The organism is Lysobacter sp. TAB13 (genome assembly GCF_052113885.1).
In the GTDB taxonomy this organism is placed as follows: domain Bacteria; phylum Pseudomonadota; class Gammaproteobacteria; order Xanthomonadales; family Xanthomonadaceae; genus Lysobacter; species Lysobacter gummosus.
On the sequence record NZ_JBFRDR010000046.1, the window covers coordinates 1 to 2,638 of the forward strand.

Consider the following 2,638-nt stretch of genomic DNA (forward strand, 5'->3'; position numbering starts at 1 on the left):
ACGACAAGACCACGGTGACCTGTCCGGCGCTGCCGGCCGGTGGCCTGGCGCCGACCCAGACTCTGACCTGCACGGCGAACTACACCGTGACCCAGGCCGATCTGAACGCCGGCACGTTGACCAACATCGCCAGCGCGACCGACGGCACCACGACTTCGCCGACGGATACGGTGACGATCACCGCGACGCAGACGCGCGCGATGACGATCGACAAGGCTTCGACCGCGACGACGTATGCCRCGGTCGGCCAAGTCATCCCGTACACCTACATCGTCACCAACACCGGCAACGTCACGATCACCGCGGCGATCAGCGTGACCGACGACAAGACCACGGTGACCTGTCCGGCGCTGCCGGCCGGTGGCCTGGCGCCGACTCAGACCCTGACCTGCACGGCGAACTACACCGTGACCCAGGCCGATCTGAAYGCCGGCACGTTGACCAAYATCGCCAGCGCGACCGACGGCACGACGACCTCGCCGACGGATACGGTGACGATCACCGCGACGCAGACGCGCGCGATGACGATCGACAAGGCTTCGACCGCGACGACCTATGCGACGGTCGGCCAGGTGATCCCGTACACCTACATCGTCACCAACACCGGTAACGTCACGATCACCGCAGCGATCAGCGTGACCGAYRACAAGACCACGGTGACCTGTCCGGCGCTGCCGGCCGGTGGCCTGGCGCCGACCCAGACCCTGACCTGCACGGCGAACTACACCGTGACCCAGGCCGATCTGAACGCGGGCACGTTGACCAATATCGCCAGCGCGACCGACGGCACCACCACGTCGCCAACCGACACGGTGACGATCACCGCGACGCAGACGCGTGCGATGACGATCGACAAGAACACGACGTCGACCGGTTACGCCGCGGTAGGCGACGCGCTGAATTACACCTATCTGGTCACCAACACCGGCAACGTGACTCTGACCGCGCCGATCAGCGTGACCGACAACAAGACCACGGTGACCTGTCCGGCCCTGCCGGCCGGTGGCCTGGCGCCGACTCAGACCCTGACCTGCACGGCCAGTTACACCGTGACCCAGGCCGATCTGGATGCCGGTAGCGTCGTCAATATCGCCAGCGCGACCGACGGCACCACCACCTCGCCGACCGACACCGTCACGGTGAATGCGACGCAGAATCCGGGCCTGGCGATCGCCAAGAGTTCGACTGCGACCACGTACGCGACGGTCGGCCAGGTGATTCCGTACACCTACATCGTCACCAATACCGGCAACGTGACCCTCACGACGGCGATCACGGTCGCCGACGATAAGACCACGGTGACCTGTCCGGCGCTGCCGCCCGGCGGTTTGCCGCCGACCCAAAGCTTGACGTGTAACTCCACCTATAACGTCACCCAGGCGGATCTGAACGCCGGCACCTTGACCAACGTCGCCAGCGCGAGCTCGGGCGCGGTGCAGTCCCTCACCGACAGCGTCACCCTCAATGCCACGCAGACGCGTGCGATGACGATCGACAAGGCCTCGACCGCGACGACCTACGCCGCGGTGGGTGATGTCCTGCCGTACACCTACATCGTCACCAACACCGGTAACGTCACGATCACCGCGGCGATCAGCGTGACCGACGACAAGACCACGGTGACCTGTCCGGCGCTGCCCGCCGGTGGCCTGGCGCCGACCCAGACCCTGACCTGCACGGCGAACTACAGCGTGACCCAGGCCGATCTGAACGCCGGTACGTTGACCAACATCGCCAGCGCGACCGACGGCACCACGACCTCGCCGACCGATACGGTGACGATCACCGCGACGCAGACGCGCGCGATGACGATCGACAAGGCTTCGACCGCGACGACGTATGCCACGGTCGGCCAAGTCATCCCGTACACCTACATCGTCACCAACACCGGTAACGTCACGATCACCGCGGCGATCAGCGTGACCGACGACAAGACCACGGTGACCTGTCCGGCGCTGCCGGCCGGTGGCCTGGCGCCGACCCAGACTCTGACCTGCACGGCGAACTACACCGTGACCCAGGCCGATCTGAACGCCGGCACGTTGACCAATATCGCCAGCGCGACCGACGGCACCACGACCTCGCCGACGGATACGGTGACGATCACCGCGACGCAGACGCGCGCGATGACGATCGACAAGGCTTCGACCGCGACGACGTACGCCACGGTCGGCCAAGTCATCCCGTACACCTACATCGTCACCAACACCGGCAACGTCACGATCACCGCGGCGATCAGCGTGACCGACGACAAGACCACGGTGACCTGCCCGGCGCTGCCGGCCGGCGGCTTGGCCCCGGCCCAGACCCTGACCTGCACGGCGAATTACACCGTGACYCAGGCCGATCTGAACGCCGGTACGTTGACCAACATCGCCAGCGCGACTGACGGCACCACCACGTCGCCGACCGACACGGTGACGATCACCGCGACGCAGACGCGTGCGATGACGATCGATAAGGCTTCGACCGCGACGACGTACGCCACGGTCGGCCAAGTCATCCCGTACACCTACATCGTCACCAACACCGGTAACGTCACGATCACCGCGGCGATCAGCGTGACCGACGACAAGACCACGGTGACCTGTCCGGCGCTGCCSGCCGGTGGCCTGGCGCCGACCCAGACCCTGACCTG

At 66.0% G+C, this 2,638-nt stretch carries 1 protein-coding gene; it reads left to right on the top strand.

Going from position 1 to position 2,638, the window contains the following annotated elements; all coding sequences use genetic code 11:
• Positions 1–2,638 (top strand): beta strand repeat-containing protein (locus AB4Y92_RS25010; protein ID WP_441822076.1); only part of this gene is annotated, 2,638 nt, incomplete at both ends.